The 26,853-nt window shown below is 61.5% G+C and carries 23 protein-coding genes and 1 pseudogene; 13 read left to right on the forward strand and 11 right to left on the reverse strand.

Annotation, left to right across the window (positions count from 1 at the left end; translation table 11 throughout):
* Positions 1-9 precede the first annotated feature (9 nt).
* The 9 genes from GQ39_RS29975 to GQ39_RS30015 all read left to right on the forward strand — a co-directional run bounded on the left by GQ39_RS29975 (position 10) and on the right by GQ39_RS30015 (position 8,172).
* Entirely contained in the window at positions 10-1,290 is a 1,281-nt protein-coding gene (locus tag GQ39_RS29975) for an ATP-grasp domain-containing protein (protein ID WP_047537954.1), read from the forward strand.
* Positions 1,291-1,351: 61 nt separating this feature from the next.
* Positions 1,352-1,846 carry a RidA family protein gene (locus tag GQ39_RS29980; protein ID WP_047537957.1) on the forward strand — a complete coding sequence of 165 codons (495 nt, stop codon included), beginning with the start codon at positions 1,352-1,354 and terminating at the stop codon, positions 1,844-1,846.
* 83 nt (positions 1,847-1,929) lie between these two features.
* Positions 1,930-2,415: a cupin domain-containing protein gene (locus GQ39_RS29985; RefSeq protein ID WP_047537959.1), complete on the forward strand. Its 486-nt coding sequence runs from the start codon at positions 1,930-1,932 to the stop codon at positions 2,413-2,415.
* Between the two features lie 210 nt (positions 2,416-2,625).
* Positions 2,626-3,270 carry a glutathione transferase gene (yfcF, locus tag GQ39_RS29990; protein WP_047537962.1) on the forward strand — a complete coding sequence of 215 codons (645 nt, stop codon included), beginning with the start codon at positions 2,626-2,628 and terminating at the stop codon, positions 3,268-3,270.
* A 25-nt stretch (positions 3,271-3,295) separates the two neighbouring features.
* On the forward strand, positions 3,296-4,648 hold the full coding sequence (locus GQ39_RS29995; protein WP_047537965.1) for a KamA family radical SAM protein: 1,353 nt from the start codon (positions 3,296-3,298) through the stop codon (positions 4,646-4,648).
* Positions 4,649-4,679: 31 nt separating this feature from the next.
* Positions 4,680-5,552: a branched-chain amino acid aminotransferase gene (locus tag GQ39_RS30000; RefSeq protein ID WP_047537967.1), complete on the forward strand. Its 873-nt coding sequence runs from the start codon at positions 4,680-4,682 to the stop codon at positions 5,550-5,552.
* Positions 5,553-5,573: 21 nt separating this feature from the next.
* Positions 5,574-6,332: a TauD/TfdA family dioxygenase gene (locus GQ39_RS30005; protein ID WP_047537970.1), complete on the forward strand. Its 759-nt coding sequence runs from the start codon at positions 5,574-5,576 to the stop codon at positions 6,330-6,332.
* Positions 6,333-6,398: 66 nt separating this feature from the next.
* On the forward strand, positions 6,399-7,358 hold the full coding sequence (locus tag GQ39_RS30010) for a diiron oxygenase (RefSeq protein WP_047537973.1): 960 nt from the start codon (positions 6,399-6,401) through the stop codon (positions 7,356-7,358).
* 13 nt (positions 7,359-7,371) lie between these two features.
* Positions 7,372-8,172 carry an N-acyl homoserine lactonase family protein gene (locus GQ39_RS30015; protein WP_047537976.1) on the forward strand — a complete coding sequence of 267 codons (801 nt, stop codon included), beginning with the start codon at positions 7,372-7,374 and terminating at the stop codon, positions 8,170-8,172.
* Positions 8,173-8,992: 820 nt separating this feature from the next.
* Here GQ39_RS30015 and GQ39_RS30020 read toward each other — a convergent pair.
* From GQ39_RS30020 to GQ39_RS30035, 4 genes are all read right to left on the reverse strand, one after another.
* On the reverse strand, positions 8,993-10,423 hold the full coding sequence (locus tag GQ39_RS30020; RefSeq protein WP_047537978.1) for an aminotransferase-like domain-containing protein: 1,431 nt from the start codon (positions 10,421-10,423) through the stop codon (positions 8,993-8,995).
* Positions 10,424-10,694: 271 nt separating this feature from the next.
* A complete protein-coding gene (locus GQ39_RS30025) occupies positions 10,695-11,399 on the reverse strand; it encodes a hypothetical protein (protein ID WP_047537981.1) in 705 nt (234 codons plus the stop codon).
* 178 nt (positions 11,400-11,577) lie between these two features.
* Positions 11,578-13,098: a sensor histidine kinase gene (locus GQ39_RS30030; protein WP_047537984.1), complete on the reverse strand. Its 1,521-nt coding sequence runs from the start codon at positions 13,096-13,098 to the stop codon at positions 11,578-11,580.
* Positions 13,095-13,811 (reverse strand): response regulator transcription factor, encoded by a 717-nt coding sequence (locus GQ39_RS30035; RefSeq protein WP_047537987.1) that lies wholly within the window; start codon positions 13,809-13,811, stop codon positions 13,095-13,097. The genes GQ39_RS30030 and GQ39_RS30035 overlap by 4 nt, the downstream gene beginning before the upstream one ends.
* A 270-nt stretch (positions 13,812-14,081) precedes the next feature.
* Between GQ39_RS30035 and msrB the strand changes: the two genes are divergently transcribed.
* On the forward strand, positions 14,082-14,612 hold the full coding sequence (gene msrB / locus GQ39_RS30040) for a peptide-methionine (R)-S-oxide reductase MsrB (protein ID WP_047537989.1): 531 nt from the start codon (positions 14,082-14,084) through the stop codon (positions 14,610-14,612).
* A gap of 104 nt (positions 14,613-14,716) precedes the next feature.
* Positions 14,717-15,424, forward strand: coding sequence for a peptide-methionine (S)-S-oxide reductase MsrA (gene msrA, locus GQ39_RS30045; protein ID WP_047537993.1), 708 nt, complete (start codon positions 14,717-14,719; stop codon positions 15,422-15,424).
* A gap of 10 nt (positions 15,425-15,434) precedes the next feature.
* On the opposite strand, the pseudogene GQ39_RS30050 reads toward msrA, so the two are convergent.
* Positions 15,435-16,337 (reverse strand): annotated as a pseudogene (locus tag GQ39_RS30050) (LysR family transcriptional regulator); the annotation flags it as partial.
* Positions 16,338-16,438: 101 nt separating this feature from the next.
* Here GQ39_RS30050 and GQ39_RS30055 point away from each other — a divergent pair.
* Positions 16,439-17,614, forward strand: a complete 1,176-nt coding sequence (locus GQ39_RS30055; RefSeq protein WP_047537997.1) for an aspartate aminotransferase family protein — start codon at positions 16,439-16,441, stop codon at positions 17,612-17,614.
* A 36-nt stretch (positions 17,615-17,650) separates the two neighbouring features.
* On the opposite strand, the gene GQ39_RS30060 is transcribed toward GQ39_RS30055, so the two are convergent.
* Positions 17,651-18,151 (reverse strand): adenylate kinase, encoded by a 501-nt coding sequence (locus tag GQ39_RS30060; RefSeq protein ID WP_047538000.1) that lies wholly within the window; start codon positions 18,149-18,151, stop codon positions 17,651-17,653.
* Positions 18,152-18,461: 310 nt separating this feature from the next.
* Complete coding sequence (locus GQ39_RS30065; RefSeq protein WP_047538004.1) at positions 18,462-20,384, reverse strand: alkaline phosphatase D family protein; 1,923 nt, start codon at positions 20,382-20,384, stop codon at positions 18,462-18,464.
* Between the two features lie 163 nt (positions 20,385-20,547).
* On the opposite strand from GQ39_RS30065, the gene GQ39_RS30070 reads away from it, so the two are divergent.
* Positions 20,548-21,012: a hypothetical protein gene (locus GQ39_RS30070; protein ID WP_047538007.1), complete on the forward strand. Its 465-nt coding sequence runs from the start codon at positions 20,548-20,550 to the stop codon at positions 21,010-21,012.
* Between the two features lie 333 nt (positions 21,013-21,345).
* Here GQ39_RS30070 and GQ39_RS30075 read toward each other — a convergent pair whose 3' ends face one another.
* Genes GQ39_RS30075 through GQ39_RS30090 form a run of 4 tightly spaced genes read right to left on the reverse strand, consistent with a single transcriptional unit; the run spans position 21,346 to position 26,475 of the window.
* A complete protein-coding gene (locus GQ39_RS30075; RefSeq protein ID WP_047538010.1) occupies positions 21,346-21,567 on the reverse strand; it encodes a formate dehydrogenase subunit delta in 222 nt (73 codons plus the stop codon).
* Positions 21,564-24,446 carry a formate dehydrogenase subunit alpha gene (gene fdhF, locus GQ39_RS30080; protein ID WP_047538013.1) on the reverse strand — a complete coding sequence of 961 codons (2,883 nt, stop codon included), beginning with the start codon at positions 24,444-24,446 and terminating at the stop codon, positions 21,564-21,566. Before fdhF ends, GQ39_RS30075 begins: the two co-directional genes overlap by 4 nt.
* Complete coding sequence (locus GQ39_RS30085) at positions 24,443-25,999, reverse strand: formate dehydrogenase beta subunit (RefSeq protein WP_047538016.1); 1,557 nt, start codon at positions 25,997-25,999, stop codon at positions 24,443-24,445. The genes fdhF and GQ39_RS30085 overlap by 4 nt, the downstream gene beginning before the upstream one ends.
* Complete coding sequence (locus GQ39_RS30090) at positions 25,999-26,475, reverse strand: formate dehydrogenase subunit gamma (protein WP_047538018.1); 477 nt, start codon at positions 26,473-26,475, stop codon at positions 25,999-26,001. The genes GQ39_RS30085 and GQ39_RS30090 overlap by 1 nt, the downstream gene beginning before the upstream one ends.
* Positions 26,476-26,853 lie beyond the last annotated feature (378 nt).

The following is a 26,853-nucleotide window of genomic DNA, read 5'->3' on the forward strand; positions in this document are numbered from 1 at the left end:
GGGGGATTTATGAATACGACTTCGTGTGTAGTAGTGGTGGGGTACAACGGCAGCCGGGTTCACGATGTCCGGAAGCTGCGCGATTTGTGCAAGTCGCTGTACAACGCGAGGCTCATCCTGCTGGTCGAGCAGATCCAGCCCCAGGACGATCAGGTCGCTGATCATGTTTGCAGTACATCGCTGGCCGAGAAAGACGTTCCGGCCTCTCTCGAACTGGTGGTCGGTTGCCTCAATGCCGATCGCTGGAAACTGATCGGGGTGCTGCCGTTTTCGGATCGCGGTGTGCTGCTCGGTGCGGCGCTGGCCAGCCATTTCGGCCTGCCCGGTATCACCCCGGCCGAGGCGCGGGCGGGGCTCGACAAACAGATTTTCCGCCAGCTCGAAGCGACGGCCACAGAGGCGCCCGAGGATTACCGGCCGATCCTTTCCACTCGGATCGAGAGCCTTCCGGAACTGCGTCAGCGCGTGATCGAAATGGGCGGCAAGGCGTTCATCAAGCCTGCCTGCGAAGGTGCCAGCCGCGGCTGCCGGGTCATTCGGCACCCGTCCGAGTGCGACGAGGCCTGGCAGGCGCTCAAGCCCTATCGCGAGGGGGGCATCGTACTCGAAGAGTTGATCCAGAACGCCCGGGAATACAGCTGGGACTATGTCGCCGGAAGCACCTGGATCACCGAGAAAACCACCACCGATGGCGCCTACCGCGCCGAGATCCAGCAAGTGGTGCCCGCCCCGTTGGCAGCGGACGCACAGGCGCGGCTGATGGCCGCCGGCCGACACATGGCAGGGTTGGTATCGCAGGACAACGGGGCCTGGCACAACGAAGTTTTCCACAGGGCCAATCACCGCACCTCGGCGGTGGAAACCAACATGCGTCCCGGTGGCATGCACATCTGGGACCTGGCACGTAAGGCGTTCATCGACTTCGACCCGTGGGAGCGGTGGGTCCGCTGGGCCGTGGAAGGCCAGGTCGCCAACCACGATCCGGTGCCGCGCGGCTACTGCGGCATCCGCCTGTTGCGAGCGAACACCGGCGGCATCCTGCGGGATGTACCGGACATCCCGTCGCTGGCCCGTTCGCTGAACATCGAGCTGGTGGAAGCGGTGCTGACCAAGCACATCGGTGATTCGGTCAGTGCACTGGTGAAAGACAACTTTTCGTTCATCGGCCACATCGTGTTGTTCAACGAGCGATACGAGGACCTCAGCCAGGACCTGTCGCGGCTGGCCGAGGCCATTGAATCAAGTGTCGGGATCACCAGCCTGGCCGCACCGGCAAGGGCTGTGGGTTGAGTCGTGGAACAAGCAGCGGCGATCGATGTTTTTTGCAGTATTGATCAAGAGGGAAAAGTAAATGAATGCACACATGACCTGTGATGAGCGCTTCATCGCTCTGGCACAGGAATTTGACTATGACATCTACGGCGAGAACACCGCAGGCGGGCATTACGCGCCGCTGATACGTCATCACGATGAACTGTATATCAGCGGTCTGGTGCCGCGCATGAACGGCATAATCCACTACCCGGGGCGGGTCGGACTGGAACTCGACATGGCGGACGCGCAGGCGGCCGCCAGCATCAGTGCAATGCGGGGGTTGGCGCTGATCGTGGATGCCATCGGTTCGCTGGACAAGATCAAGTCATTGATTCGGGTAACGGTGTATGTGAAGTCCACGGCGGATTTTGTCGACCTCAGTGAAGTCGCCAACGGTGCGTCGGATGTGTTCAGTCACGTACTGGGTGACGCCGGGAAACATACACGCACCACAGTCGGTGTTTATCAATTGCCAAAAAATGCGGCCATTGAAGTGGATATGATCGTGGCGTTGCGACCGTCGGCATTATAAATGAAATTGACCGGCTTTACACTGTTGAAGGGTTGGCCTAAGGTCGGGTAATACACTTCGGCAGAATAAGTTGGAAGCAGCTAATGAATAACGTTCAGGGTGCGTTTTTTTCATATAAGGACTTTCGCCAGAGTCTGGATCGGCAACCGATCAAACCTCGTGTGTGGAGATGTTCCGAACTTGGCGATATGCGCCAGACCCTTGAGGCCAGCGACGTCGATATAGTTGCGCTGGCTCACGATAATACGCTGGAAGGTTGCCAATTGACGCCCGGCATGGCGGTGTCCATGCAATGGCTGGTGCCGGGTTCCACACTCGATGGCCATGCCCATGCCTGGTGGCATCTGTTCATTATCCAGTCGGGCAGCGGCACGTTGTCACTGGGGGATGCAGACGAGGTAAACATCGGCCCCGGGGATGTCTTGCTGGTGCCGGCCTGGACCCGCCACGGCTTCGTCAACACCAGCACCACCGAGGCGCTGGCCATGCTCAACCTCAGCAACATGCCGCAAATGGCATTGCTGTCCAATCATGCCGACAACGTTGGCCTGATACCCCGCCCGCTGTAATTTCTTCTCGGCTGCACACCAGGGAGTCCGCGTACGCGGACTCCCTTTTTTGATTTTTACGTACCTCAAAAATGCCCTCGGACAATTGAAATGCCCTGATTTCTGTATCGATAGAAACAGATAATTTCTGTATCTGTTCAGCGCTTAATCAACTTACTACGATCGCTTCAAATGCAACGGATTAATGTGTTTGATGCAAGGGAGCGTTCTATGGAAAGTACGAAATTAAAGCTGTATCTGGGTGCGGACTATGTCAGTGCTTTTGCCATGTCGGCTTTTGTGGCTTTAAAGGAAAAGCAACTTTCCTTTGAGCTGGTTACGCTGGATTTGAAGGCGCGTGAAAACTATCTGGAAAATTACCGCGATCTTTCGCTGACTTGCAAAATCCCGGTGTTAGTTCACGAAGGTTTTGCGCTTTCGGAGTCTTCAGCCATTGCCGAGTATCTGGAAGAGCTCGTTCCAGACTCAAAAAGAATTTACCCGCAAGACATCAAGCAACGCGCCCGTGCCCGTCAATTGCAGGCCTGGTTGCGCAGCGATCTGCTGGTGGTGCGCAGGGAGCGTCCGTTTGACTTGGTGTATTTCGGCAAGAAGGACACGCCGTTGTCCGACGAGGCCCGGGCCGCCGTCGACCGGTTGTTCTTCGTGGCGGACCGCTTGCTGGAGGAGGGCGCCGAGCACCTGTTCGGCGACTGGAGCATTGCCGACACCGACCTGGCGATCATGCTCAACCGACTGGTTGCCAATGGTGATCCAGTTCCGGCGCGCCTGGCGGCCTATGTGCAGCGCCAGTGGGATCGCGACAGCGTCCGGGCATGGATGGACTTAGAGCGCAAAGCGCCCGCCATCCAGTAACCACCGCCAGTACAGGAGCGCTGCCATGCAAGGACTGTCGGAGCACGAAAAATACAAACCCTATAACGCACGCACCATCCGCGACACGCCTTACTGGCAGCGGTTGACGCCGGCGTTGCAGGAGGCCATGACCGTGGTGGCCAGGGTCATGCCGTTTCGTACCAACGAATACGTATTGGGAACACTGATCGACTGGAACAACATTCCGGACGATCCGATTTTTCGCATGACCTTTCCCCACAAGGACATGCTGCTGCCAGACGAGTACCAATCGCTCAAGCAGTTGATCGAGCAGGACGACAGCGCCGCCATCAAGCGGCGGATCGAGGCGATCTGGCTGCGCATGAACCCGCACCCGGCGGGGCAGCTGACGCACAACGGCGTCACCCTCGACGGAAAAGTCCTGCCGGGCATTCAGCACAAGTACCGCGAGACCGTGCTGTTTTTCCCCGGTGCCGGTCAGACCTGTCATGCGTACTGCACCTTCTGTTTCCGTTGGGCGCAGTTCATCGGCGAAGAAGAACTCAAGTTCAATGCGCGCGAATCCCAGGAACTGGTGAGTTACCTGCGGGTGCACACCGAGGTCACCGATGTGCTGATTACCGGCGGCGACCCGCTGATCATGAACAGCCGATCCCTGGCCGGGTACATCGAGCCGCTGCTGGAATTGCCCCACCTGAAGAACATCCGCATCGGCACCAAGTCGGTGGCCTATTGGCCGCAACGATTCGTCACTGACAAGGACGCGCCGCAGCTGCTGGCGCTGTTCAAGCGGATCGTCGCGGCAGGGAAAAACCTGTCGATCATGGGGCACTACAACCACCCGGTGGAGATTCGCCAGGACATTGCCCGTCAGGCTGTCGAACGCATCCGCTCCACGGGCGCGACCCTGCGCATGCAGGCGCCGGTGATCCGCCACATCAACGAAAACCCTGCCGATTGGGCGGCGCTGTGGACCGAAGGCGTGCGGCTCGGGGCGGTGCCTTATTACATGTTCGTCGAGCGCGACACCGGCCCCAGCCATTACTTCGCGATGCCGCTGGCCCGTGCGTTCGAAATCTTCCAGGCCGCGTACCGCACGGTGTCGGGCCTTGCGCGCACGGTGCGCGGGCCGTCCATGAGCACCTTCTACGGCAAGGTGTTGATCAACGGCATCGAGACTGTCGCCGGGGAAAAAGTCTTTGTCCTGCAGTTCCTCCAGGCCCGCGATCCGCAATGGGTGTTGCGCACCTTTTACGCGCGCTTCGACCCGCAGGTGACCTGGTTCGATGACTTGCAACCGGCCTTTGGCGAGCGAAGGTTTTTCTTTCAGAGCGAGCCTGAGCGGTTGCTTGAGTCAGCGCCCGAATTGATACCGGTCCTGCTGCAAACGGCGTAGGACGAATCTTGAACACTGGGGAGACAAGGACATGAGCGGTATCCCGTTTGATCAACGCGAAGGATGGATCTGGCTCGACGGCGAGTTCGTCGAGTGGTCCCAGGCGCGCCTGCATGTGCTCAGCCACGGCTTGCATTACGCGAGCACGGTGTATGAAGGGGAGCGCGTCTACAACGGCAAGATCTTCAAGCTGCGCGAACACAGCGAGCGTCTGTATCGGTCGGCGCAATGGATGGATTTTGCGATCCCGTTTGAACTGGCCGAACTGGAAGCGGCCAGCCACGAACTGCTGCAACGCAACAACGTCAGCGACGGTTACCTGCGACCGGTGGCCTGGCGCGGCAGCGAGATGATTTCCACCTCGGCGCGCTTCAATCGCGTGCATGTGGCCATCGCTTGCTGGCAATGGCCGAGCTATTTCGATCCGGCGGCGCGCATGGCCGGTATCCGGTTGAAGACCGCCACCTGGCGACGTCCACCGCCGAGCAGCAGTCCTTTCGAGGCCAAGGCGTCCGGGCATTACCAGATCGCCACACTGAGCAAGCACGACGCGGAAAACAGCGGTTACCACGACGCCTTGATGCTCGACTGGCGCGGCCACGTCGCCGAAGCCACCAGCGCCAACGTGTTCTTCGTCAAAGGCCGGACGCTGTACACGCCGGTGCCCGACTGCTTCCTCAACGGCATTACCCGGCAGACCGTGATCGAGCTGGCCACGGCCCTGGATTATCAGGTGGTCGAAGCGACGATTCTGCCGACGCAACTGGGCGACTTCGATGAGTGTTTTCTTACAGGAACCGCCGCCGAAATCACCCCCGTACAGAGCATCGATGAGCAGCACTATCGACCGGGTGATGCTTGTCGCCAATTCATTGCTGCCTACACCTCAACCGTAAACGCCTGATCAACCGCCAGGAATTTCACCATGCCAAATCAAGGGATTGTTGCGTCCAAACCTTACGTCTCACTCGATCATCGCCATGAAGAATTGTCGACCTGTGGCTGGACTGTCCTGACCCCCGGCGAATTCGCCCATGACGTGACAGGCACATTGCATGAGTTCGGTCCGATCATTCCGCAGTTCAACGGGCAAACGGCCTTTGCCATTACCCGCAAACCGGGCTACGAAGACTTGCCGTACTCCCAGAGCATGAACGGCATCGGCCCCCATACCGAAGCGCCGGTATACGGGCCGCCACCGCGTTACCTGGCCCTGCATTGTCACCATCAGGCGACTTGCGGTGGCGGGCATACCGGCTTGGTGGACGGTTACGAATTCCTGAAGTCCCTGGAGCGCACCGAGCCGGAACTGCGCGAGTGGCTGGACGACACGCCGGTGGAGTTCGTCGCGACTGCCAAACCCGGCGAACCCGCGCAATCTCGGGTCAAGGAATACATCCTGACGCCGACAGAGGACGGCGATATTTTCCGCTTCAGTTACAACCAGTTTCACTACGGCGACGTGAATCCTTCCAAGGAAGCCTTGCAGCAATCCCAGGTCGCCAACAGCCGCTCGCCGCTGGCCCGGTTTGCCACGCTCGGCGAGGCGTATTTCGTCGAGCACAACATCCCGGTGCTGATTCCCGATGGCTGCATGCTGATTTGGGACAACTGGCGAATGATCCACGCCCGCAGTCGTTACACTGACCCGGCGCGCCACCTGACCCGCTATTGGCTGGCCTGATTTTTCCGTCGCCCTTCATTCTTTTGGCGTACCCCTGGTGGGTACGCGTCTTACAGGTATCGCGTCATGCAAACAGCAATCGAGATCGCCAAGGTCGATCATCAACTGATCGTGCGGCTCAATCAGGCCTGGACCCGGCGCGCCACCGTCTGCTCGCCGGACAAGTGGTCGGTCGATGAAGTGTTCGACCCGGCGCGCCCGGATTACCCCGAGCGCATGGTGCCGTTTTTCCATCACCCCAAATTCCAGGCCTTGAGCGAAACGCTCAAGAGCAGCGTGGTGACCTGGGGCTGGATCGGCTACAACTTGCGCACCGTCACCGCCGAAGAGCACGTCGTGAATCCGGCGCTGAGCGTCATTGCCAACCAGTACCTGGGCAAGGACGACTGGCATTTTCGCGAGGCGATGCAGCAGACCCTGATCGACGAGCATTACCACACGCTGATGCACCTGCGGGCCATCGAGCGCACCAAGGTCGACCGGGCACTGGATCAGGATCTGGACTTGCCGCCGTCCGTCACCTACCTGCGCCTGCTGGCCCTGCGTGAAACACTGACCGAGCAATGGCAGAAGGATCTGGCGGCGATCACCTTTGCGGTGGTGGCCGAGATCAGCGTCAACGCCTATCTGGATCTGCTGGCGGACGACCAGACCATCCAGCCGCAAAACCGTCGAGTGGCCGAACAGCACAACCGCGATGAGTACGCCCACAGCAAGGTGCTGGCCGAAGTGGCCAAGGTGATGTACGCCAACATGCAGGCGCCTCAGCAGGCATTTTTCGCACGCACCTTGTCGCAGGCGCTGAGTGCCTTTATCGCCCAGGACTACTCGATGTGGGAGGCGATTCTGACGCAGCTTGGGGTCGAAGACGCCGCGCTGATCATTGCCGACACCCGCGAGAGCAACAAGAACGCCACCATCATGCGCGACTACAGCGGCCTGCATCGTCTGGCGCAGGATCTGGGCATCAGCGAGCAGATCGATTTCGATTTTCGTCCGACCCTCAATACCACCGCAGCGGCCTGAACCGGAGGCGCCCATGTCAGTTCCTGTGTACGAAGTGTTCGCCATCCGTGTCGGCGCCAATGCCCAGCGCACCGCACGGGAGAATTTCCTTTACGACGCCTGCTGCGGTGATCCCCATGCGCCGATGCCGCTGGATTATTACTTCTGGGTCATCCGCAACGAGCAGCAGGTGATCGTGGTCGACACCTGTTTTCAACCGGCCACGGCGGATCGGCGCCATCGTCAGATGTATCGCCTGCCGGAGGAGTCCCTGCGGCAACTGGACATCGATCCGGCGCAGGTCGAGCACCTGATCCTGACGCATCTGCACTGGGACCATGCCGGCAATCTCGGGCTGTTTCCCAAGGCCACGGTGCATCTGCAGGAAGCGGAACTGCGCTTCTGCACCGGGCCGAAAATGGCCCATCGCACGGTGAATAAAACCTACGAGGTCGACGATGTGATGTCGGCGCTGCCGCCGTTGTTCGAAGGGCGGATGCGCTTGCACGGCGGTACGGTCGAGGTGATGCCCGGTGTGACGCTGCACCCGGTGGGTGGGCATACACCCGGCAGTCAGGTGGTGCGGGTCAATACCGAACGCGGGTGGATCGTGCTGGCCTCGGATGCTGCGCATTTGTGGGTCAACATCCGTGAGCGCAGCCCGTTCCCGATCCTTGACGACCTGGCGCAGACCCTTGAAGCCTTCAGCGAAATCGATCGCCTGGCCGACAGCGAAGACCACGTGATTCCCGGTCACGACCCCCTGATCGCCGAACGCTTCCCGCACTGGAACGACGACCCGCACATCATCAGCCTGCACCAATCCCCGACCTGAAGAACACCCAAACCTGTGGGAGCGAGCCTGCTCGCGATGGCGGCGGCACATTCACCATGGATGTGTCTGATAGTCCGCCATCGCTGGCAAGCCAGCTCCCACCGTTGATGGTGGTCGTGCACGAATCCTTCGCTCACTGAAATTCCCCTGTGGGAGCGAGCCTGCTCGCGATGACGGCGGTACATGCAACATCAATGTGTCTGATAGTCCGCCATCGCTGGCAGGCCAGCTCCCACCGTTGATGGTGGTCGTGCACGAATCCTTCGCTCACTGAAATGCCCCTGTGGGAGCGAGCCTGCTCGCGATGGCGGCGGCACATTCACCATGGATGTGTCTGATAGTCCGCCATCGCTGGCAGGCCAGCTCCCACAGTTGATGGTGGTCGTGCATGAATCCTTCGCTCACTGAAATGCCCCTGTGGGAGCGAGCCTGCTCGCGATGGCGGCGGCACAGGCAACATCAATGCGTCTGATAGTCCGCCATCGCTTGCAGGCCAGCTCCCACAGTTGATGGTGGTCGTGCACGAATCCTTCGCTCACTGAAATGCCCCTGTGGGAGCGAGCCTGCTCGCGATGGCGGCGGCACAGGCAACAGCAATGTGTCTGTCATGACGCCATCGTTGGCAGGCCAGCTCCCACAGTTGATGGTGGTCGTGCACGAATCCTTCGCTCACTGAAACACCCCTGTGGGAGCGAGCCTGCTCGCGATGGCGGCGGTACATTCACCATGGATGGGTCTGATAGTCCGCCATCGCTGGCAGGCCAGCTCCCACAGTTGATGGTGGTCGTGCATGAATCCTGTGTTCAAGATCCCCTGTGGGCTAGCCATGGTCCTTGAGGATTCGCCCCAAAGTTTGCAGTGCCTCGTCGATTTTTGGTGAATACGGCGTTCCGCAGCCAATGCGCACAAAGTGATTGAAACGCTTGGCATTGGAAAAGATATCCCCAGGGGAAATCTGGATGCCGACCTTCAGCGCCTCATGGAAAAACGCCATGGCCGAGTGCTCGCGCGGCAGTTCCACCCACAGCAAGGTACCGCCCTGCGGGTGGGTCACACCGGTGCCTTCGGGAAAGTAGCGAGTGATCGCTGCGCTCATTTGCAGGCGCTGTTGCGTCAGGGTTTTGCGCAAGCGACGCAGGTAACGCTCGTAGGACGGTGTCCCCATGAACGCACTGACCGCCAGTTGCGACAACGCCTCGCACCCACGGGACTGGGTGTGTTTGAGCATCTCTACGCGGTCGTGCCATTTCCCCGCGCTGATCCAGCCCAGGCGCAGGCCCGGCGCCAGGGTTTTGTTCAGCGAAGCGCAATAGATCAGGTTGCCGGTGCGGTCCCAGTGTTTGAGCGTGGATAACGGCTGCTCGGTGTCTACCAGATCGCCGTAGGTGTCGTCCTCGATCAGCACGGTGTTGTGTTCGGTGCACAACTGAACCAGCCGCGCCTTGTTGGCATCCGGCATGATGCTGCCCAGCGGGTTGTGCAGGTTGGGAATGACGATCAGCGCCTTGATCCGTTCCGGACCTTGCAGCAGTTGTTCGAGGGCCAGAAGATTGATCCCGCTGTGGGGCGTGGCCGGGACTTCCAGTACGCGCAGGTTCAGGCTTTCGAGAATTTGCAGCAGGCCGTAAAACGTCGGCGATTCCACGGCCACGGCGTCGCCGGGCCGGGTCACCGCGCGCAATGCCAGGTTGATCGCTTCGGTGGCACCGTTGGTGATCACGATGCGATCGGCTGTCAGATGGGTCTTGGTGGTCAGCGCCCGACGGGCCAGTATGTTGCGCAATGCGCTGTTGCCGCAGGTCGAGCCGGCGGCATCGAGCAAATGCTGATCGTGGCGCAGCGCCTTGATCATGTTGTCTTGCAGGGTCTTGAGCGGGTACAGCTCCGGTGCGCAATAGGCACTGGCGAAATTGACCTTGATCGTCGCCCGCTGGCTGGCCTTGAGCACCGAGGACACCTGTTCGTGAATGCCGACGTAGACCCCGGTGTCCAGGAGTGGCGGCGGGGCGGCGGGGGCGGGTTTGACCGGTGTGTCGGGCTGGCGGATGTAGTTGCCGGAGCGTGGCCGCGCTTCCAGCACTCCGTAGTCCTCCAGCTCGCGGCACACCTGCACCGCGGTCGACAGGCTGACGGCGTGCTTTTCCATCATCAGCCGAATCGAGGGAAATCGTTCACCGGTTTTCAGGGTGCCGCTGCGGATGGCGTCCAGGTAGTGGTTGGCTAGCTGACGATACAAGGGCGTCGTGTTCATGATGACCTCAGCAATCGCACCACTGAGGTCTTGGGCTGGAAAGTGAGGTGACGCTCCCCCGCAGGCGGACCCGTGGTGCTCAAGGGTTTAAGGGAAGGTGGTTCTGGCGTCGATACTGGAAGAGTAATCGCGGATTGCGAGGAATCACGGGCAATAAAAAGCCCCGCGCTGGGGCGGGGCTCTTAAATGAGTCTATGGGGTCTTGTGGCGAGGTGGCTTGCCGGTGGCGAGGGGGCCCCCTCGCTACAGGGCAAGCCGAGGGTGTATCGGGTTACTGCGCGGCGATGCTGTAGCCGTCGAACGCGGTTTGCTGCTGCAGGGCGGTGATGATGTTCTTGCGGTTGACGGCTTGGGGGGCGCCGCTGTTGTCCAGGAACGTATCACTTTCCAACTCGGCTTCATCGCCTTCGCCGACGAAGGTAAAGCCCAGGAATTCCAGGGCGTCACGGTCAACGTTCAAGCGCGAACGCGGAGTGCGCAGCGGCAGGGTCACGCTCATGCCGTCCTTGCTGATGGTGAACACTTCGGCATCCTTCTTGGCTCGCGCCGCCTTGCTCTTGCCGCTGCTCGGGTTGCTGATGGCCTGGTGCGTCTGGTTCAGCACCTTCAATGCCAGCCCGTAAACGATCTCCTGAAAGGCCGGGTCGTCCTTGAAGCTGGAGAGGATGCGGCTGATCGGGAACTTGCTGCTCAGGTCTTCCAGGGCGGCGATGTCGGCCGCTTCGGCGTCCTTGAGCTGCTTGAGTTCGCCCATCAACTCGTAAGCCTTGTCGTCGTCGAAGTTGTCGTGGGCCTGGCGAATCGCCGCGCGCAGTTCGCGGATCTGATCGCTTTCACGGCTCGATTGAAACGCGTCGAGGACCATCTCACTGATGGTTTTCGCCTGAGGCACGTGTTGTGAAAGATTGATGGAGTTTTCGTATTCCGCTTTGGACGACAAGGTGACTACGGATTCAGCGGTGTTGGAATCGGACATTGAAATTTCACTACTTCTTTTAACTTGAATAGAGGCGAGAAAGCACGGGGGCCTTTTCAGGCCGCCTAATCTATTGGACCGGGGCGGGGTTGTCACGGACCAACAGGCCAACGGAGCAAATCAAGGCGTGCACCTCGCTGCAGGTGCTGGCTTGCCCGCGATGGGACGCCTCGGCCCGTCAGGCGTGCCCCGGTGTGTTCAGGTTCATTGAACGCTCTGCCAACGCCGACGCGGTGGCTTCATCCACTGCGAGAGAGAAGCGGAACGTCGCGCCACGCCCTGGCACATCGATCAACTGAATGTCGCGGCCGTGCAATTGCAGGATGCGGTGCACGATCCGCAGGCCCAACCCGCCATCACGCCGTGCCCCGCCAATATTGAACGGCCGCAGGAACAGGCCTTCGCGCAGCTCGGGGGCGATGCCGGGGCCGGTGTCGCTGACGGTGACTTCAATAAACGATCCCTGTGGCCGCAAGCCGAGTTCGATCTCGCCACCTGGCGGGGTATGGCGCAAGGCATTGTCGAACAGATTGGTCAGCACGCGTTCGATCAACCCCAAATCAGCCCAGGCCGCCGAAACGTTTGGGGCAAACGTGGCCTTCAATTCGACCTGCCGCGCCTCGGCCGTCAGCTCGAATTTCTGGAAGATGTCCTGGGCCAGGTCGGTCAGGGAGAAGCGCTCCAGCACCGGTTGCACGAAGCCATGTTCGAGTCGTACCAGTTCCAGCAGCGATTGCGCCAGGCCACCGACCTTGCGGCTCTGGTCCAGCGCGATGCCCAGGTAACGACGACGGTCGGCGGGGGACAGGGTGGCATCCTTGAGCGACAGGGTTTCCAGGTAACCATGCAGCGACGCGAGCGGGGTGCGCAGGTCGTGGGAGATGTTCGCCACCAGTTCGCGGCGTTCCTGATCCTGGCGGGTCAAGGTGCGCCATTGCTCACCGAGGCGTGCCTGCATCTGCCGGAACGTGGCGTCGAGTATGGCGATTTCGTCATGGCTGGCGGCTTTCTCCAGCGGAGTCGCTGTGGGCGGCGTGACCGGAACGCCGTCGATGTCGAACTGGCTGACGGTTTCGGTCAGGCGGCGCAATGGCCGGGTGATCAGGGCGAACGCCGTGAGACCGGCAATCAGGCACAGCAACGCCACCAAGCCGATGGACAGCAGCGCCGTATTCAGCGCCGCGCTGGTCGCACCGCGTTCGGCGAGGCGATCATGGTCTTCGCCGAGTAACACCACATAGAGATACCCGGCCGGTTTGCCATCGACCTTGAGCGGCGCGGCGCTGAACACCTTGCGCCCGTCGACGCTGCGTGGATCGTCGCCGGGAATCGGCAAGGCGTCGCCCCTGAGCAGGCGCTGGATCGGCGCCAGGTCGACCCGCTCGCGGCGTATCCGACCCTCCGGCGCGGCGCTGCCGACAATCTTGCCCTCGGTGTCGAGCAGGTACACCTCGACACTCGGGTTGACGAGCATCAACTGGCTGAACAGATCGCGCACGGCACCGGGCATCAGGCCCTTGGTGTCCATCAGCACCGTGTCGCTGGCGATGTGTTGCGCCAGGTCCCGCGACAAGCCTTGCACCACTTCCTGCTCGTGCATCTGGTTGGAGCGCACCTGCATCCACGCCGACGTGCCGCAGCACACCAGCAGCAACACGGCGAACACCAGCGACAGGCGTTGTGTCAGGGTCAACCTCATGGCTGCTCCTCCCCAGTCGCGAATTTGTAGCCGCGCCCCCACACCGTCAGGATGCGCACCGGTTGCGCCGGGTCGGTCTCGATCTTGGCGCGCAGGCGGTTGATGTGGGTGTTGACCGTGTGCTCGTAGCCTTCGTGGCTATAGCCCCACACGGCATTGAGCAGGTCCATGCGCGAAAACACCTTGCCGGGTTGGCGGGCGAAGAAGTAGAGCAAGTCGAATTCTCGCGGCGTGAGGTCCAGGCTCCGACCGTCGAGGGACACTTCGCGGGTGATCGGATCGATGGCCAGACCGTCGAGGATCAGGCTGCCAGCATCCATTTTCAGGTTGCGCGCCATGGCGTCGACCCGGCGCAGCAGCGCTTTGACCCGGGCCACCAGTTCGAGCATGGAAAACGGCTTGGCCAGGTAATCGTCGGCCCCCAGTTCCAGGCCGAGAATCCGGTGCACTTCGCTGGAACGGGCGCTGGTGATGATGATCGGCGTGTAGCGCGCCATGGCACGGGCGCGCCGGCAGATTTCCAGGCCGTCGACGCCGGGCAGCATCAGGTCGAGGATCAGCGCGTCCCAACTGCCTTGCTGCAGCAGGCGCATGCCTTCGTTGCCATCGGCGCAGTGCACCACTTCGAACTGCTCATCGCGCAGGTGCAGGCAGATCAGGTCGGCGATATGCAAATCGTCCTCGACCACGAGGACACGTTTGGTCTGTTCCATCCAGCTCAATCCTTCGGCGCAATGAACGCATTGTGCGAAATGCTGCTCGTGGTAGGAGCGAGCCTGCTCGCGATGGAGTGTCAGTCGACACCTGCGTACCTGACACACCATCGCGAGCAGGCTCGCTCCTACATAGAAATACCCGGGCATTGTGCGGCTTTTCCGCGGCCGGAGTTATCACGAATTGTTTAACTCCCCGTGAGGATTTGGCGATCACCCCAAGCCTAGGCTGTGTTCAATGAAAACGGCCCAGGATTTTTGGAGGCGGCGATGGATTCAAGACGATTTTCGCGGCGGCAGTTTCTCGCAGTGAGCGGCGGACTGGGGGTTGCAGCCCTGGCTATCGGCCTGTTGCCCAAATTTTCCTCCAGTACCGCGCTGATCAGCGAGGCGGACGCGGCAGAGGTGTTCGAAGTGACCCACAGCGACAGTGAATGGCACGCGATCCTGAGTGACGAACAGTACGAAATCCTCCGTGAAGAGGGCACTGAACGGGCCTACAGCAGCCCGCTCAACAATGAGCACCGCGACGGTACGTTTGCCTGTGCCGGTTGCGACCTGCCGTTGTTCTCCTCGACGACCAAGTTCGACAGCCATACCGGTTGGCCGAGTTTCTGGATGCCGCTGGACAAGGCCGTCGCCACCCGACAGGACCGCTCCTTCGGCGTGCTGCGCGAAGAGGTTCACTGCCGACGTTGCGGTGGGCATCTGGGCCATGTCTTCGATGACGGCCCAAAACCCACCGGGCTGCGCTACTGCATGAATGGCCTGGCGATGACGTTCGAGCCCAAGACGGCCTGATTCCTATCCCTTGTTTTTTGCCGCATCGAGTTTCTGGATCCGGGCGCATCGGCCTACGCCTTTACCTTCGGCTGATGGTCCTCAATTCTTCAGGAGTCAACGTCATGAAAAACCTGTTCACGTGGCGCCGTACCTTATTGGGACTGGCCGCTGCCGGCCTCATCAGTCAGTGCTCGGCGTTCTCTTTCGGTGGTGCTGAAGAGGCTGTCGTCCTGCCCCCTCCGACCCTGGATGAAAGCACGCAGGCCCACAGCGAAACCGCCGTGTTTGCCGGTGGTTGCTTCTGGGGCGTTCAAGGGGTGTTCCAGCATGTCAAAGGCGTGAAAAATGCCGTCTCGGGGTACGCGGGCGGTGCCGCTGACACGGCCCGGTACGAGCGCGTCAGCAATGGCAATACCGGGCATGCGGAGTCGGTTGAAGTGACCTTCGACCCGAGTCAGGTCAGCTATGGCACCTTGCTGCAAATCTACTTCTCGGTGGCACACAACCCGACCGAGCTCAACCGTCAGGGGCCGGACACCGGCACCCAGTATCGCTCGGCCATTTTCACCCAAAGCAGCGAACAGCAACGGGTGGCCCAGGCCTACATCAGCCAGCTCGACGCCGCTCATGCATTCAACAAACCGATTGTGACCAAACTGGAGAGCTACAACGGTTTCTACCCGGCGGAGGAAGAGCATCAGGACTTTCTGACCGAGCATCCGACGTACCCTTACATCGTGATCAACGACCTGCCGAAAGTGGCGCAGCTCAAGCAGCTGTACCCGGATCGCTATCAGGAAAAACCGGTGCTGGTGAAGGCGAGGATGTGAGGGGTGGCGAGTGCTTGCCCCACATCTTCACGGCGAAGTCGACGAAACGACGCAGTTTCGGCAGACGATGTCGATCCTGGGCATAGACCAGGTGCATCGGCCGGCTCGGCAGTTGATAGCTCGGCATCAGGGCGACCAGTTTGCCTTCCCGCAGGTCTTGCTCCACCAGCGCATCGGGCACCATCACGATGCCCATGCCGGTACGCGCCGCTTGATGCAAACCCGCCGAGCTGTTGATCAGCATCGGACCGCTGACCGCCACCTCGACTTCGCCTTCAGGACCGTGCAGGCGCCATTGCCGGGCCACTGATTGCCAGTCATCACCGGCCGGGTAGGCGAACGCCAGGCAGTCGTGCTGTTGCAGGTCTTCGGGTTTTTCCGGGGTGCCCCGACGCGCCAAGTATTCCCTGGAGGCGCACATGGTCAGGGTGTAGTCGATCAGCGGGCGGGCGATCAGGTTGGACGGTTCGAGTGCGCCCAGGCGGAAGGCCGCGTCAAAGCCGTTGTCCAGCAAGTCCGGGCGTCGATTGGTGAGCACCACGTCCAGCTTCACCCGCGGGTTGTGCAAGCTGAATTCACTCAAGGCCGGCGCCAGGCGCTCGGTGCCGAAGGTCAACGGTGCGGTGATGCGCAGGGTGCCGCTGGGCTCATCGTGGGTTTGCTCCGCCAGGCGCTCGGAATCCGCCACCAGCCCCAGCACTTCGAGGCAGCGTTGATAGTACGCCGTGCCAAATTCGGTCAGGCGCTGGCGCCGGGTCGTACGGTTGAGCAGGCGCACACCCAAGCGCTGCTCCAGGGCCTTGAGATGATTGCCCACCATGGTCGTGGACATCTCACATTGCTGCGCGGCGGCGGTCATGCTGCCGGCTTCGACCACACGTACGTAAACGCTCATTGCCTGGAACAAATCCATTATCAAGCCTGGCTTTAAAATGAATGAAGTTTTGCTGAGTTTATCCAGCGCTGGTGGCTAACCATACTGCAAAAACACCGACCGTAGAGGGAGCTTTTGCCATGACCGCCGCCTGCCTGATGAGCACTTACCAACCGCTGGCCTTGAGTTTCACCAAGGGCCTTGGCACACGCCTGTGGGATCAGGCCGGTCGTGAATACCTGGATGCGATCGCCGGCGTGGCGGTGACCAACGTCGGCCACTCACACCCGAAAATCGTCTCGGCCATCAGCGAACAGGCCGGTTTGCTGTTGCACACCTCGAACCTGTACAGCATCGATTGGCAGCAGCAACTGGCGCAGAAACTGACGCGTCTGGCCGGCATGGAGCGGGCGTTTTTCAACAACTCCGGTGCCGAGGCCAACGAAACGGCGCTGAAAATCGCGCGGCTGTATGGCTGGCACAAAGGCATTGAGCAACCGTTGGTGGTGGTCATGGAGAACGCGTTTCATGGCCGGACCCTGGGCACCCTGTCTGCCAGCGACGGCCCGGCCGTGCGCCTGGGCTTCAACAAGTTGCCGGGGGATTTCGTCAAGGTGCCATTCGGCGATCTCAAGGCACTGGATCAGGTGCAACAAGCCCATGGCCCGCGCATCGTGGCGATGCTGATGGAGCCGATCCAGGGTGAGAGTGGCGTGCAACTGGCGCCGCCGGGCTATCTCAAAGCCGTGCGTGAGCTGTGCAATCGGCGCGGGTGGTTGATGATGCTCGATGAAATCCAGACCGGCATCGGCCGCACCGGCCAGTGGTTTGCGTTCCAGCACGAAGGCATCGTGCCGGACGTCATGACCCTGGCCAAAGGCCTGGGCAATGGCATCCCGATTGGCGCTTGCCTGGCCCGTGGCAAAGCCGCCGAACTCTTCACGCCCGGCAGCCATGGCAGCACCTTCGGTGGCAACCCGTTGGCCTGTCGGGTCGCGTGCACTGTGCTGGACATCATCGAGGAACAGCAACTGCGGGAAAACGCGCGGACGCAGGGTGAACGCCTGCTCGAAAGATTGCGCGCGGAACTGGCGGACCACCCGAACGTGTTGGCGATTCGCGGCCAGGGTTTGATGATCGGTATCGAACTCAAGCAACCGATCCGCGACCTGTCCCTGATCGCCGCACGGGATCACAGCCTGTTGATCAACGTGACCCGGGGCCAGATCATCCGCCTGCTGCCACCGCTGACGATTGATGAGCGGGAGGTGGATATGATTGTTAGGGGGATAGCGTTGTCGATAGGAGCTGCCTGAACCGGGTTCTCGTGCAGGAGCCGCTTGTGGCTGCTCCTACACGGGCGGAGTCTGTGTTGCGAAGTCGGTGATTTGCGCCCGATTCGTCAGCTGAATGCGCGAGCCGGTGAAATCCTCGAACAGCCGCTGATGCGCCGCAAACCCACTGGATCCCTTACGCTTGCGATAGCAACCGGCCCAGTCCAGCAAGGCGATCAGCAACAGGTCATCTTCATCGCGCCCGGCCTCGCGCTGGCGAATGTTGGCCACGCAATCCTCATCTTCAACACTCAGCCAGATCAACGCGGTGGCGCGGGGCAGAAGTTCGCGGGCGATCCAGCCATAAACCCCTTCGATGACCCAGCGCTCTTCACTGGCCGCCACCCGTGCCATGGCCAAGGCCTCGTTCCGGGGGCGGGCGATGCTGTGTTCGTCACAGAGCCAGTGAATGCGATCAAGATCGGTCCATGGCACGTTCAACGGCTGCGCCAATCGGTCAGCCAGCCAGCTCTTGCCGGAACCTGAGTTGCCGATGATCAGGGTTCGAGTGAGGTCCAATTCGCATCGCCTCTATTCGTGACACGATTAATTGTAGGAGCGAGCCTGTCGAATCGTCGCACCGTCGCGATGGTCGTTAACGATAACGCGTGTGGCCTGGTTAAACGCGGCGCACTCGGGTCATCGCCAGCAGGCTGGCTCCCACAGGTTTGCGGTCATGTGTAGGAGCGAGCCTGTCGAATCGTCGCACCGTCGCGATGGTCGTTAACGATAACGCGTGTGGCCTGGTTAAACGCGGCGCACTCGGGTCATCGCCAGCAGGCTGGCTCCTACAGGTTTGCGGTCATGATCACGAGCGGTGGTCATTCCTTCAGTCTTCAGCTTCGGGCGGCACCATGCGCGTCTTCGGCGCTCCATTGGCGTTGTGCTGATAGATATCTTGCGGCTGACCCTGATCATTGAAAAACACCTGGCCGATCCCCGCCGAATTCCATAGCCGTTCACCGGCCTCGGCATGCTCGGGGACGTACGGCACGATGCGCAGGCGCCGACGTTTGGTCAGCCAGTTGAGCGGTGAGCGCGGCGAGTACAGCCAGCGATTGAGGCGATCGAACCACTCGAGCAGGGCGCGGGGGAATTCGTTCTTGATGCCGCTGCTGGTGATCTGCCAGATATGCGGCCCGGCCTTGCGGTGTCGGATCAGCACTTCGTAGACGAAGGAATAATGCACATCCCCCGACAGCACCACGTAATTAGCCGGCGTGCGCGAGTGTCGGAAAATGTTCAGGATCACCTGCGCCGCACCGCGATGGGCCATCCAGTTTTCCGCGTCCACCAGCAGTGGATAACCGCACCAACTGAACACCCGCTGCACGGTCTCGATCAGTTTTACACCGAAGATCGGTGCCGGCGAAACGATGATCGCGCACGGGTGATCCAGCAGTTCCTGTTGCAGTTCGCTGAGGGCTTCCCAGTCGAGCAGGCCCGAGGGTTGCTTGAGGTTCATCTCGCTTCGCCAGCGCCGGGTGCGGGTGTCGATCACCACCATGGCCGGCTGGGTGGGCAGCACGTAGTGCCAGTTCTGAAATGTCAGCAATTGGTCGATCAAGTCATCTTGCACAGGGCTGTCGAGGTAACGGTCCTGCCCGGTGGCGCTCAACAGGCGCGCTTTTTCAAGGACGCCGCTGAAGGCATCCGGGTTGTTGCCCCAGCCCTGGCACAGCATGTAGGCCAGCAGTGCGTTGCCGATGATGCGTTTGGAAAACGGATGGCCGTAGGCCGTTTCCTCCCATTGCGCGGAAAGATTCCAGTCATCGGTAATGTCGTGGTCGTCGAAAATCATCAGCGTCGGCAAATGCGCCAGCGCCCGGGCGACCTTGCCGAGTCCGGTCTTGAAGCCATCGATGCGGGTTTGTTCCAGCGCATAACGTTGAGCCCTGTCCGGCGTCAGTGTCGGCGGCTGCGGGGCAATCAAGGTCCAGGGCGTGGGCGACCAGACCAACACATACATGGCCATGACTTCGGCGAAGGTCACCAGATGGTTGTCGGCGTTGCTACTGGTGAAAATCGGCTTGCGCGCCCCGCCGAAAAATCGCTCGCGCAAGGTCTCGTTGCTCTCAAGCGCCGGTAACAAATCCGCACGGTGGTAGTAGCTGGCGGGATGCTCGTAGAGTTTGGCGCTGTCACTGACCACGGCGCCTTCCAGGTGCTCGCCGAACAACCCCAGTCGCTCGATCAAGGCATGAATGGCCCGCAACATCGGCCCGGCGACATCGTCAGCGTACACCTGATCGCCGCTCATCATCAGCAGTGCCGGGCGCTCGCTGGCTTCATGGGTTTGCGCCAGCAAGGCATCGACACACAGCAAGCCGTCGGCTGACGGGTGATGAGGTTTGCGACAGGAGCCGTGCAGCAACTGATCGATGCGTGAGCGCAGAACGAAATTCGGACGACGGGCATCGCCGTACAACAGATGGGGCGCCCAGTCGGCGATACCTGTTTGGGCGTCATCGATCAGCAGGTCGTACTCGATCAGCGTGTCCCAGGGCAGGTCGGCCTCCAGCGTCACGTCGATCAAATGCACGAAGGCCTGCGTGCCCACCTGAATGACTGTGCATTGCCCGGCATCCAGACGCCTATCGGCGATGCCCTGCACGCGCAACGTCAGTGCCAGCGACCGTGAGCCGACCAGCCACATCACCAGCCGCGTGGGCTCCAGACGGCGTAACAGCGGCCCGGCCAGAACCGGTGGCAGTGAATGATGATCAGCAGGCAATGGCAGAGTGACGGACATCCGGGTTCAAGACTCTTGGGGCACCGAAGCGGGCGATGATAGCGCAGGTCGTTGCTGCTGCCTGTTCACGTTGAAGTGATCAGTGTCAGCTGACCGATGACCAATACAGGCTAGAGTGAATAACCTGACTGTCGACACGCTTTCGCTCAGAGAAGAGGAACACATGAAGAGGATCATCCTGCCGGCGCTGGCCATGTTGATCGTTGCCCAGTCCCCGGCCTATGCCATCAACGACAAGTACCGCAAACAACTCGAACAATCCGGTTGCACCCAGATGAGTGAACTGGAGGGCTGCGATATCCACAAGAGCAAGGCCGAAAACGCCAAGGCCGGGTTCAGCAATCCGCAAGCGCCGGTCGCCAACGACAGCGCGAACACCCAGACGCCGTATGCCGGGCAGTGGGTCGCCAAGAGCGACGCCGGAGCGACCGTCGCCACCATACGTATCGACTCGAAGGAGAACGTCTGGGTCAATGGCAAGCGGGTCAACGCCAAGCGCACCGACGGCACGCTGCAGTTCCGCCAGGGCAAGATGACGTTCACGATCCAGGGTGATCGGCGCCTGACGGGGGAAGACTACTGGACCGACAGCGATGCCGGGACAAAAGGGCCCATTGAGGTCGAATAATCGCGGATACAGGCCTGTCGCTACGGTATTTCCTCTGTCGCATTAGCCCGGCGTGGTGGCCGTCGGTGATGGGCGGCGCGGCGTTGGTCCGGCCATCGAAATCCAGCGTTTGTGCCACGCTGATGGGGTGCCCAAACGGGCGGTATCGCGGGTGCTGGTGATAATTCTGGGGGCCTGGTCGAACGCGGAATAGGGTGACGCCGCCAATTCCCCTGTGGGAGCGAGCTTGCTCGCGATGGTCGTCAACGATGACGCGTGCTTTCAGGCTAAACGCGGCGGTCTTGGGTCCATCGCGAGCAGGCTCGCTCCTACAGGTGGTTTTTCAGTATTGGGCTAAGCCTCCCAGCCCGCCCCGGTCACCGCCGCCTGCACCAGCGGGTGTAAATTCTCCCCGTGATGCTCGGTCTGCCAGGCCAGCAGTTCCTTGCGCATGCTCGGCGCCCAGAACATTTGCAGGTGATTGCGCACACTGAGCACGGCCTGTTCCTGGTCCGGTTGGCTGGCGAAGTACTGGGCGATCTGGTTGGCCATCTTGATCAGGTTGTCGTTGCTCATCGGCGTACCTCCGCTTTATCGCCACGGGCCTGGCGCCGATCCTTGAGCAAACGGTCCTGTTCGTCGCTGAAGGCCTGATAGCGCTTTTGCCACTCGGAAGGGTGATAGACGCGGCTGACCTCTACCGCCGTGACCTTGTACTCCGGACAGTTGGTGGCCCAGTCGGAGTTGTCGGTGGTGATCACGTTGGCCCCCGATTCCGGGAAGTGGAAGGTGGTGTACACCACGCCCGGCGCAACCCGTTCGGTAATCCGCGCACGCAATACCGTCTGCCCGGCACGGCTGCCGATGCCGACCCAATCACCTTCGTTGATGCCCCGGCTCTCGGCGTCGGTCGGGTGGATTTCCAGGCGGTCTTCTTCGTGCCAGGCAACGTTTTCGGTACGCCGGGTTTGAGCGCCGACGTTGTACTGGCTGAGGATGCGCCCGGTGGTCAGCAGCAGCGGATAGCGACTGTTGACCTTCTCTTCGGTGGGCACGTACCCGGTGAGCATGAAACGCCCTTTGCCGCGCACGAATTCCTCGATGTGCATGGTCGGCGTGCCGTCCGGAGCCGCCGCGTTGCATGGCCATTGCAGGCTGCCGTGGCGCTCCAGTTCGGCGTAGCTGACGTTGGTGAAGGTCGGTGTCAGGCGGGCGATTTCATCCATGATTTCGGACGGGTGTTTGTAATGCATCGGGTAACCCAAGGCATTGGCCAGGGCCACGGTGCCTTCCCAGTCGGCCTTGCCGCCCAGCGGTTCCATGACCTTGCGCACCCGGGATATACGCCGCTCGGCGTTGGTGAAGGTGCCGTCCTTTTCCAGGAACGAACTGCCCGGCAAGAACACGTGGGCGAACCTGGCGGTTTCGTTGAGGAAAATGTCCTGCACCACCACGCACTCCATGGCCGACAACGCGGCGGTGACGTGCTGGGTATTCGGATCGCTCTGGGCGATGTCTTCACCCTGGCAATACAAGCCCTTGAAGCTGCCGCCCAGGGCTGCTTCGAACATGTTGGGAATGCGCAGGCCCGGTTCGGATTGCAGAGTGACGTTCCACGCCTGTTCGAACTGCGTGCGCACCACCTCGTTGGAGACGTGCCGGTAGCCGGGCAGTTCGTGGGGGAAGGAGCCCATGTCGCAGGAGCCCTGCACGTTGTTCTGACCGCGCAGCGGGTTCACGCCTACGCCTTCGCGGCCGATGTTGCCGGTGGCCATGGCCAGGTTGGCGATGCCCATGACCGCGGTGCTGCCCTGGCTGTGTTCGGTGACGCCCAGGCCGTAGTAGATCGCTGCGTTGCCGCCGGTGGCATACAGGCGCGCGGCGGCACGGATGTCGGCAGCGGGTACACCGCAAATCGCGCCCAGCACTTCCGGTGAGTTTTCTGGCCGGCTGACGAACTCACGCCAGTTGGCGAAATCGCTGCCTTCGCATCGGGCGTCGATAAAGGCCTGGTTGAGCAGGCCTTCGGTGACGATCACATGGGCCAGGGCGTTGAGCATGGCGACGTTGGTGCCGGGGCGCAGGGCCAGGTGATATTCAGCGCGGGCGTGCACCGAATCCACCAGATCAATGCGCCGCGGGTCGATGACAATCAGCCGCGCACCTTCGCGCAGGCGACGCTTGAGTTGGGAGGCGAACACCGGGTGGGCGTCGCTGGGGTTGGCGCCCATCACCAGGATCACGTCGGCCTGCATCACGGAGTCGAAACTCTGGGTGCCGGCGGACTCGCCCAGGGTTTGTTTCAGGCCATAGCCGGTCGGCGAATGGCAGACCCGCGCACAGGTGTCGACGTTGTTGTTGCCAAACGCGGCGCGTACCAGTTTTTGTACCAGGTAGGTTTCTTCGTTGGTGCAACGGCTGGAGGTGATGCCACCGATGGAGTCGCGGCCGTATTTCTGCTGCAGCCGGCGGAATTCGCTGGCGGCGTAGGTCACCGCTTCGTCCCAGCTGACTTCCTGCCATGGATCGTTGATGTGCTGGCGGATCATCGGTTTGGTGATGCGATCCGGGTGCGTGGCGTAGCCCCAGGCAAAGCGCCCCTTGACGCAGGAGTGGCCGTGGTTGGCCTGACCGTTCTTGTCCGGCACCATGCGCACCAGTTGCTCGCCTTTCATCTCGGCGCGGAACGAGCAGCCCACACCACAATAGGCACACGTCGTGATCACGCTGCGCTCGGGCTGGCCCAGTTCAACCACGCTTTTTTCCATCAGGGTCGCGGTAGGGCAGGCCTGCACACAGGCGCCGCAGGACACGCATTCGGAGTCGAGGAAGTCATCCCCACCGGCCGCGGCCACACGGGATTCGAAACCGCGCCCGGTAATGGTCAGGGCAAAGGTACCCTGGGTTTCTTCGCAGGCACGCACGCAGCGGTTGCAGACGATGCACTTGCTCGGGTCGTAGTCGAAATAGGGGTTGGACGTGTCCTTCACATCGGCCAGATGGTTGTCGCCTTCATAGCCGTAGCGCACTTCGCGCAGGCCGACTTGACCGGCCACGGTTTGCAGCTCGCAATTGCCGTTGGCCGAGCAGGTCAGGCAGTCCAAAGGGTGATCGGAGATATACAGCTCCATGACGTTGCGGCGCAGGGTCGCGAGCTTCGGCGTCTGGGTGTGCACGGTCATGCCTTCGCTGACCGGCGTGGTGCAGGACGCCGGGTAGCCGCGCATGCCGTCGATCTCCACCAGGCACATGCGGCAGGAGCCGAAGGCTTCCAGGCTATCGGTGGCACACAGTTTAGGAATGGTGGTGCCCAGCAACGCGGCGGCGCGCATCACCGAAGTCCCTTCGGGCACGCTGATGCTGCGGCCGTCGATATTCAGGGTGACGTGCACGTCGCTGTCACGGGCAGGGGTGCCCAGATCGATATCGGTTTTCGGGTCGAAGAGAGTGATCATTGCTCGGCCTCCGAGGGCTGCAAGCCGAAGTCGGCGGGGAAGTGCTTGAGGGCGCTGGCAACCGGGAAGGAAACCATGCCGCCCAACGCACACAGCGAACCGTATTGCATCGTGTCGCACAGGTCCTTGAGGATGATCACCTGCTCATCGCGACCGCTCGCGTCCGGTGCGGCCAGCAAGCGGTCGATCACCTCGACGCCGCGGGTCGAGCCGATGCGGCACGGCGTGCATTTGCCACAGGATTCCTCGGCGCAGAACTCCATGGCAAAACGCGCCATCTGGGCCATGTCCAGGCTGTCGTCGGCCACCACTACGCCACCGTGCCCGAGCATCGCGCCCATGGCGGCGAAGGCCTCGTAATCCAGCGGAGTGTCGAATTGCGACGGCGGCACCCAGGCGCCGAGGGGGCCGCCCACTTGCGCGGCTTTCAGCGGCCGACCACTGGCGGTCCCGCCGCCGTAGTCGTCCACCAGTTCCCGCAGGGTCAGGCCAAAGCCCCGTTCCACCAACCCGCCGTGACGCACATTGCCCGCCAGTTGAAACGGCATGGTGCCCAGGGAGCGGCCCATGCCGTAATCGCGATAGAACTGCGCGCCCTTGGCCAGAATCAGCGGCACCGAGGCCAGGGTCAGCACGTTGTGCACCAGGGTCGGCTGGCCAAACAGGCCCTTCAACGCAGGGATCGGCGGCTTGGCACGCACGATCCCGCGCTTGCCTTCGAGGGAGTCCAGCAACGCGGTTTCTTCACCGCAAATGTACGCACCGGCACCGACCCGCACTTCCATGTCGAAGGCCAAGCCGCTGCCGCCGACGTTGGCGCCGAGGTAACCGTTCGAACGCGCAATTTCCAGCGCTTCGCGCAGGGTGGCCACGGCATCCGGATATTCCGAGCGCACATAGATGTAGCCGTAGGTGGCGCCGACGCACAGGCCGGCAATGGCCATGCCTTCGATCAGCAGGAAGGGGTCGCCTTCCATCAACATGCGATCGGCAAAGGTGCCGGAGTCGCCTTCGTCGGCGTTGCACACGATGTACTTTTGCGCCGCTTCGGTGAGGCGCACCGTGCGCCATTTGATTCCGGCGGGGAAGGCCGCGCCGCCACGGCCACGCAGGCCTGAATCGAACACCTCGGTCGCGGTCTCCTCGCCGCCAAGGGTGACGGATCTGTTCAAACCTTCGAAACCGCCGTGGGCCCGGTAATCGTCCAGCGACAGCGGCCGGGTGATGCCGGCGCGGGCAAACAGCAGGCGCTGTTGAGTCTTCAGATAGGGCAGGTCTTCCACCAGGCCCAGGGCCAGTGGATGAGCGGATGGATCGCCCAGGGCATCAAGCACCGACGGCACATCGGCCGCCGTCAGTGGGCCGAAGCCGAAACGGCCTTGCGGGGTGTCCACTTCCAGCAGCGGTTCCAGCCAGTACAGGCCGCGTGAACTGGTGCGTTGCAGCTCCAGCGACAGAGGGCGTTCGTGGGCCTGAGTGGTAAGGGCCGTCGCCACCTCATCGGCGCCCACGGCACGGGCCAGCGAATCACAGGGCAGATAGAGAGTCGGCATCAAGCGTCCTCCCGGCAAGCGTCAAGCAGGGCATCCAGACGCTCGGCACTGAGCCGCGCATGCACCCGGCCATCCAGCTCCAGCGCCGGCGAACAGGCGCAGGCCCCCAGGCAATACACCGGCCGCAAACTGATGCTGCCATCGGCGCTGCTGCCGTGGTCGTCCAGTTGCAGGCGTTCGCGCAGCTGCGCGGCCAGTTGCTCGGCGCCGCGACTCTTGCACGACTCAGCCCGGCACAGCCGCAGAATGTGCCGAGCGGGTGGCGCGGTGCGGAAGTCATGGTAAAAACTGATCACCCCGCGCACCTCGGCCTGACTCTGGTTCAGCGCATGGGCAATCTCGGGGACGGCGGCATCGGGGATGTAGCCGATGCGCTCCTGAATATCGTGAAGAATGGGCAACAGTGCACCCGCAGCGCCCTTGTGGCGCTCCAGCAGGCTGTTGACCAAAGGCAAGTGCATACTCTCATCAGGCATTCAGCAATCCTCACGGTCACGGACAAACCATAGGGTTGTCGGTCGTCCGAAAGTGTCGGCTGCGGCATTCACACCACGTCACGGTATCGTGGCATCGTCAGGCCGTTGGCCAGGGCACCCTCAATGGGCATCTTGTTGTGCCCGACGCGGTCTTTGCCGCACCTCTACTGGGCATAAACGGCAGCTTGCCACGCCGCTATTGATCGAACTGCACCAAAGCGACGTGTTCGGTTCTGCCTACGACTCTCCATTCAGTCTAGATGAGTGCCGCCGGGGGCGTTCACTCACTGGCCTGATGCCCGGAGGGCTTGTCGAGGGGGATGTATAGCAAGCATTGCAGGTGAGAAGAAGCATCAGAACCGTGGGCGATTCTGCGGA

This window comes from Pseudomonas sp. 11/12A, assembly GCF_000800055.1.
GTDB lineage: Bacteria > Pseudomonadota > Gammaproteobacteria > Pseudomonadales > Pseudomonadaceae > Aquipseudomonas > Aquipseudomonas mohnii.

What these genes read in the sequence shown, in the direction of transcription:
- GQ39_RS29975 (WP_047537954.1), top strand. Translation starts at nt 10, where the DNA reads ATGAATACGACTTCGTGTGTAGTAGTGGTGGGGTACAACGGCAGCCGG.
- GQ39_RS29980 (WP_047537957.1), top strand. Translation starts at nt 1,352, where the DNA reads ATGAATGCACACATGACCTGTGATGAGCGCTTCATCGCTCTGGCACAG.
- GQ39_RS29985 (WP_047537959.1), top strand. Translation starts at nt 1,930, where the DNA reads ATGAATAACGTTCAGGGTGCGTTTTTTTCATATAAGGACTTTCGCCAG.
- yfcF (WP_047537962.1), top strand. Translation starts at nt 2,626, where the DNA reads ATGGAAAGTACGAAATTAAAGCTGTATCTGGGTGCGGACTATGTCAGT.
- GQ39_RS29995 (WP_047537965.1), top strand. Translation starts at nt 3,296, where the DNA reads ATGCAAGGACTGTCGGAGCACGAAAAATACAAACCCTATAACGCACGC.
- GQ39_RS30000 (WP_047537967.1), top strand. Translation starts at nt 4,680, where the DNA reads ATGAGCGGTATCCCGTTTGATCAACGCGAAGGATGGATCTGGCTCGAC.
- GQ39_RS30005 (WP_047537970.1), top strand. Translation starts at nt 5,574, where the DNA reads ATGCCAAATCAAGGGATTGTTGCGTCCAAACCTTACGTCTCACTCGAT.
- GQ39_RS30010 (WP_047537973.1), top strand. Translation starts at nt 6,399, where the DNA reads ATGCAAACAGCAATCGAGATCGCCAAGGTCGATCATCAACTGATCGTG.
- GQ39_RS30015 (WP_047537976.1), top strand. Translation starts at nt 7,372, where the DNA reads ATGTCAGTTCCTGTGTACGAAGTGTTCGCCATCCGTGTCGGCGCCAAT.
- GQ39_RS30020 (WP_047537978.1), bottom strand. Translation starts at nt 10,423, where the DNA reads ATGAACACGACGCCCTTGTATCGTCAGCTAGCCAACCACTACCTGGAC.
- GQ39_RS30025 (WP_047537981.1), bottom strand. Translation starts at nt 11,399, where the DNA reads ATGTCCGATTCCAACACCGCTGAATCCGTAGTCACCTTGTCGTCCAAA.
- GQ39_RS30030 (WP_047537984.1), bottom strand. Translation starts at nt 13,098, where the DNA reads ATGAGGTTGACCCTGACACAACGCCTGTCGCTGGTGTTCGCCGTGTTG.
- GQ39_RS30035 (WP_047537987.1), bottom strand. Translation starts at nt 13,811, where the DNA reads ATGGAACAGACCAAACGTGTCCTCGTGGTCGAGGACGATTTGCATATC.
- msrB (WP_047537989.1), top strand. Translation starts at nt 14,082, where the DNA reads ATGGATTCAAGACGATTTTCGCGGCGGCAGTTTCTCGCAGTGAGCGGC.
- msrA (WP_047537993.1), top strand. Translation starts at nt 14,717, where the DNA reads ATGAAAAACCTGTTCACGTGGCGCCGTACCTTATTGGGACTGGCCGCT.
- GQ39_RS30055 (WP_047537997.1), top strand. Translation starts at nt 16,439, where the DNA reads ATGACCGCCGCCTGCCTGATGAGCACTTACCAACCGCTGGCCTTGAGT.
- GQ39_RS30065 (WP_047538004.1), bottom strand. Translation starts at nt 20,384, where the DNA reads ATGTCCGTCACTCTGCCATTGCCTGCTGATCATCATTCACTGCCACCG.
- GQ39_RS30070 (WP_047538007.1), top strand. Translation starts at nt 20,548, where the DNA reads ATGAAGAGGATCATCCTGCCGGCGCTGGCCATGTTGATCGTTGCCCAG.
- GQ39_RS30075 (WP_047538010.1), bottom strand. Translation starts at nt 21,567, where the DNA reads ATGAGCAACGACAACCTGATCAAGATGGCCAACCAGATCGCCCAGTAC.
- fdhF (WP_047538013.1), bottom strand. Translation starts at nt 24,446, where the DNA reads ATGATCACTCTCTTCGACCCGAAAACCGATATCGATCTGGGCACCCCT.
- GQ39_RS30085 (WP_047538016.1), bottom strand. Translation starts at nt 25,999, where the DNA reads ATGCCGACTCTCTATCTGCCCTGTGATTCGCTGGCCCGTGCCGTGGGC.
- GQ39_RS30090 (WP_047538018.1), bottom strand. Translation starts at nt 26,475, where the DNA reads ATGCCTGATGAGAGTATGCACTTGCCTTTGGTCAACAGCCTGCTGGAG.